Origin of the sequence: Bacillus sp. GMa5/1 (assembly GCF_050172015.1) — a bacterium.
GTDB lineage: Bacteria > Bacillota > Bacilli > Bacillales > Bacillaceae_G > Bacillus_A > Bacillus_A cereus.
The window spans coordinates 1-4,604 of record NZ_JBNLYC010000259.1; the positions used below are offsets into that span (position 1 = coordinate 1).

Here is a 4,604-nt window from a genome sequence, read left to right on the forward strand (position 1 = left end):
ATTTTATATTGAGAAGGAATTCTATCTTTCTTATTGAAGTTTGTTCTAGTTATTTTTACATCGATCAGATTTGTGTAAAGGGAATTTTATGAAATATAAACAAGCCAGAGAATAGGGAGTGTTTACATGGAAAATAGTATACGCTACACAAGTGAACACCCTACAGATTTTAATGGATTATTATCCTTATACGAATCTTTAGGATGGAATTCTCTTAAATTAACGGTTAACGAGTTAGAACGAATGTGTAAGCAAAGTTGGTATGCAATTTATGTTTTTGATGATAAGAGGTTAGTAGGGATGGGGCGTGTCATATCAGATGGAGTCATAACAGGCATTATTTGTGGAGTTGGTGTATTGCCAAAATATCAGTCTAGTGGCATCGGAAAAGAAATAGTGAAACGATTAATCCAGCACTGTGAACAAAACAAGGTTATTCCACAACTTATGTGTGTAGAAAAATTGCAATCTTACTATGAATCTATAGGGTTTGAAGCATTCTCTATTGGGATGACAAAACATATTATAAGATAGAGGTGCTTTATCCTGCTATTTGTCGGGTAGTAAAACCCCACGGATTAAAGTTTCACTTTATATTTTCAGTTTACTTGTACATATTTTCAAACTTCAACATAAAGGAGAATGGCTGTATGGAGATTGCTAAAGGAGTAGAAATGTTACAACTTGAATTTCAAGAATTTGTTATTCATCCAATTCTTTTATGGAATGATGAAATGGCAGTATTAATAGATACGGGTTTCCCAGGACAAATTGAAGATATACAAGTAAAGATGGAAAAGGTTGGGGTATCATTTGATAAGTTAAAAGTCGTGATTTTGACGCATCAGGATATTGATCATATAGGTAGTCTTCCAGAATTGTTGCAGCGCTGTCGAAGTAATATTAAAGTTTATGCGCACGAACTAGATAAGCCATATATCGCGGGGGGATTTACCTTTATTGAAGGACGGAAATGTAGAGAACCGACCAAAAGGAAAAGTGAGTGATACTGTGATTGACGGGTAAGAACTTCCGTATTGCGGTGGAATACTAATTCTTCATACTCCAGGTCATATTAGTTTATATTTGAAACAAAGCAAAATTCTTATTGCAGGAGACTCTATGTATAGTGTGAATGGGATGTTAGGAGGAATTCACGCCCCAACAACTATAAATATTAAGGAAGCAAAGCAGTCTTTGAAGAAGTATTTAAATTTACATATTGAATCTGTAGTTTGTTACCATGGGGGATTAAGTAAGGAGAATATAAATGTTCAACTTCAAAATTTGTAAAGTTAAAATGGAGTTTTTTGTTAAGTGACGTTGAAGTATAATCTGGTTATTAGTATATAAATAAATTATAAAAGAGCATGTTTGAAAAAATTCAAACATGCTCTTTTATTAAAGCAAATCAATTTAATATGAATGACCTAATCCGTTCCAATAAAAAGAAACGATTTCTTGTGCTAATTCATCTATATTTGCAAGAATAGGATTGTGATTTTCATCTTTAAAATTCCCAATAGATAATAAAGATACGAAAGCATGAGCCGCAAATTTAGCGTTTCCTTTCGGAATTTCTCCCATGTGCATCGCAGTATCGAGTGCTTTTTCTAGCACTTCATACATATTATTTTCAGCATTTTTTAATTCCTTCAATTGTTCTTCAGATAACGACAGTTTAGCATCTTTCATAAAATTTTTCATATCAATATCCATCGTTGCGTGTAAGTAAACTTTGGCGAAGTCTAATAATCTTTCTTCTAAAGTTTTGTTTGTAGAGAGTATTTGAGACATATTCTCTCGTATACGTATCATCATTTGGGTCATAGTAGCGGTAAATAAATCGGCTTTTGTTGAATAGTAATAGTAGACGGTTGCTTTCGTAACACCACAAACTTTTGCGACTTCACCCATAGAAACGACTTGATAATTTTGTGTAAGAAATAAGCGAGTTGCCACTTCTAAAATGGTTTCTTTTGTAGATTTTGTATTTTTATTTTGACGTGGCCTTCCGAGAGGACGTTGTTTTTGTTCCAAATCCATTCGCTCCTGACATTTATTCTTGAGATAATTATAACATAATTTTCAATCATTCTTGATTAATTAACCTACCAGTATATATAATTAATAATGAAGGAAAAAAGGAAGGTGGGTTTTTTATGAAAAAGCACCCGTTACATATGTTAGGGAGGCTTGTAGCAGGGAAAAATATGCAATGGATCACTTTATCGGTGTGGGTTCTTATTACATTATTACTTTCATTTACGTTACCACAAGTAAACAGTACGAAAGAACCGAATCCAAAAAATTTACCTGAAACAGCTATGTCACAGCAAGCGGAAGCGCTTATGAAAAAAGAGTTTCCGAATAATGCAGGGAATCCGTTGTTAGTAGTATGGTATAGAGATGGTGGATTACAGTCACAGGATTATAAACTCATACAAGACGTTTATAAAGAGTTAAAAGCTAGTCCTTTAAAAGAACAATCAACGTTACCGCCATTTGATACAATTCCAGAGCAAGTATTATCAAAAAGTGCATCAAAAGATGGTACATCATTTGTTACACCGGTATTCTTTAATAAATCTGCTGGTACGGATATATTAAAAGGAAATCTGGAAGAGTTTAGAAAAATAGTGAATAGTAAGGTGGATGAAGATCCATTTAAACAAAAAATAAGTGAATCTGGTTTACATGTTCGATTATCTGGGCCTGTAGGTATTCAAACGGATGCAGTTAGTTTATTTAGTCAAGCAGATGTGAAATTGTTAGTGGCTACTGTATTATTAGTCTTGGTCCTATTAATTTTGCTTTACCGTTCGCCAATTTTAGCAATTTTACCTATACTTGTTGTTGGCTTTGCATACGGTATCATTAGTCCTACACTCGGTTTTTTAGCTGATCACGGATGGATTAAAGTAGATGCCCAAGCGATATCAATTATGACAGTATTATTGTTTGGTGCTGGAACGGACTATTGTCTATTTTTAATTTCGAGATATAGAGAGTACTTGTTAGAAGAAGAAAGTAAATATAAAGCATTACAACTTGCGATTAAAGCTTCTGGCGGTGCAATAATAATGAGTGCGTTAACTGTTGTACTTGGATTAGGGACATTATTACTTGCTCATTATGGTGCCTTTCATCGATTTGCAGTACCATTTAGTGTTGCTGTATTTATAATGGGAATCGCGGCTTTAACGATTTTACCAGCACTATTATTAATTTTCGGTAGGATTGCATTTTTCCCGTTTATACCGAGAACAACTTCAATGAATGAGGAGTTTGCAAGAAAGAAAAAGAGGGCTGTAAAAGTTGAAAAATCAAAAGGCTCCTTTAGTAAAAAACTTGGAGATGTAGTAGTACGAAGACCGTGGACAATAATTATGCTAACTGTGTTTGTATTAGGTGGATTGGCTTCGTTCGTACCACGTATTCAATACACATATGACTTATTAGAATCGTTTCCAAAGGATATGCCTTCTCGTGAAGGGTTTACGTTAATTAGTGATCATTTCTCAGCTGGTGAACTAGCACCAGTAAAAGTGGTTGTTGATACGAAAGGAAAAGAGCTTCCTATTAAACAAGAACTAGAGAAATTTTCTTTCGTAAATACAGTGAAAGAGCCAAAAGAGGGAAAAGAAAATAAGCAAATACAAATGTATGAAGTTTCTTTAGCGGAAAATCCATACTCAATTGAAGCGTTAGATCAAATTCCTAAATTGAAAAGTAATGTAGAAAAAGTATTAAAAGATGCTGTGATTAGTAATGCTGAAGAGCAATTGTGGATTGGTGGAGAAACAGCTTCATTATATGATACAAAGCAAATTACTGAACGTGATGAATCAGTAATTATTCCAGTAATGATTAGCATTATCGCTTTACTATTACTTGTCTACTTACGATCGGTTGTTGCGATGGTTTATTTAATTGTAACTGTCGTTTTATCATTCTTCTCAGCGTTAGGAGCAGGATGGATATTGCTTCATTACGGTATGGGAGCGCCGGCCATTCAAGGTGCGATACCGTTGTACGCATTCGTATTTTTAGTTGCTTTAGGTGAAGATTATAATATCTTTATGGTTTCAGAAATATGGAAAAACAGAAAGACACAAAATCACTTGGATGCAGTAAAAAATGGTGTAATACAAACAGGTAGTGTTATTACATCGGCAGGTTTAATTTTAGCAGGAACTTTTGCAGTGTTAGGTACACTTCCAATTCAAGTATTAGTTCAATTTGGTATTGTAACTGCAATTGGCGTATTACTAGATACGTTTATCGTAAGACCGTTACTTGTACCCGCAATTACAGTTGTGTTAGGCCGATTTGCTTTTTGGCCAGGTAAACTTTCAAGAAAGAGTGAAGAAATACAAAAGGTGGATGCATAGTGAAAAAAGCCAAGGGTATTTTCCTTGGCTTTTTTCAATGTAGTTAATTAATTTTTTGAAGTCAAATCATCAGCTGCAGCGTGATCAGCATCTTCAATTGTTGTTTCGGGCATTCCGTATAAGCCGTTCATTGCTTGTTCTTCAATAGTAAGGTTTGCAGTATTATTATTTTGAATAGATGTAGTATTTTCAGTAACATTTTCTTTTTTA

The 4,604-nt window shown here is 34.0% G+C and carries 4 protein-coding genes and 1 pseudogene; 3 read left to right on the top strand and 2 right to left on the bottom strand.

Translation table 11 applies throughout. From position 1 onward, the window contains the following. Window positions 1-126 precede the first annotated feature (126 nt). Both ACQGSG_RS26825 and ACQGSG_RS26830 read left to right on the top strand, forming a co-directional pair. Window positions 127-534: a GNAT family N-acetyltransferase gene (locus ACQGSG_RS26825; RefSeq protein WP_000431735.1), complete on the top strand. Its 408-nt coding sequence runs from the start codon at window positions 127-129 to the stop codon at window positions 532-534. Between the two features lie 116 nt (window positions 535-650). Further along, window positions 651-1,293: pseudogene (locus ACQGSG_RS26830) on the top strand (MBL fold metallo-hydrolase). 123 nt (window positions 1,294-1,416) lie between these two features. Here the strand turns inward: ACQGSG_RS26830 and ACQGSG_RS26835 are convergent. Then, a complete protein-coding gene (locus ACQGSG_RS26835; RefSeq protein WP_325842900.1) occupies window positions 1,417-2,040 on the bottom strand; it encodes a TetR/AcrR family transcriptional regulator in 624 nt (207 codons plus the stop codon). A gap of 122 nt (window positions 2,041-2,162) precedes the next feature. Between ACQGSG_RS26835 and ACQGSG_RS26840 the strand changes: the two genes are divergently transcribed. Then, entirely contained in the window at window positions 2,163-4,394 is a 2,232-nt protein-coding gene (locus ACQGSG_RS26840; protein WP_325842901.1) for an MMPL family transporter, read from the top strand. Between the two features lie 47 nt (window positions 4,395-4,441). Here the strand turns inward: ACQGSG_RS26840 and ACQGSG_RS26845 are convergent. After that, the coding region (locus ACQGSG_RS26845; protein WP_426948455.1) for a DUF4021 domain-containing protein at window positions 4,442-4,604 on the bottom strand (163 nt) is incomplete at its 5' end.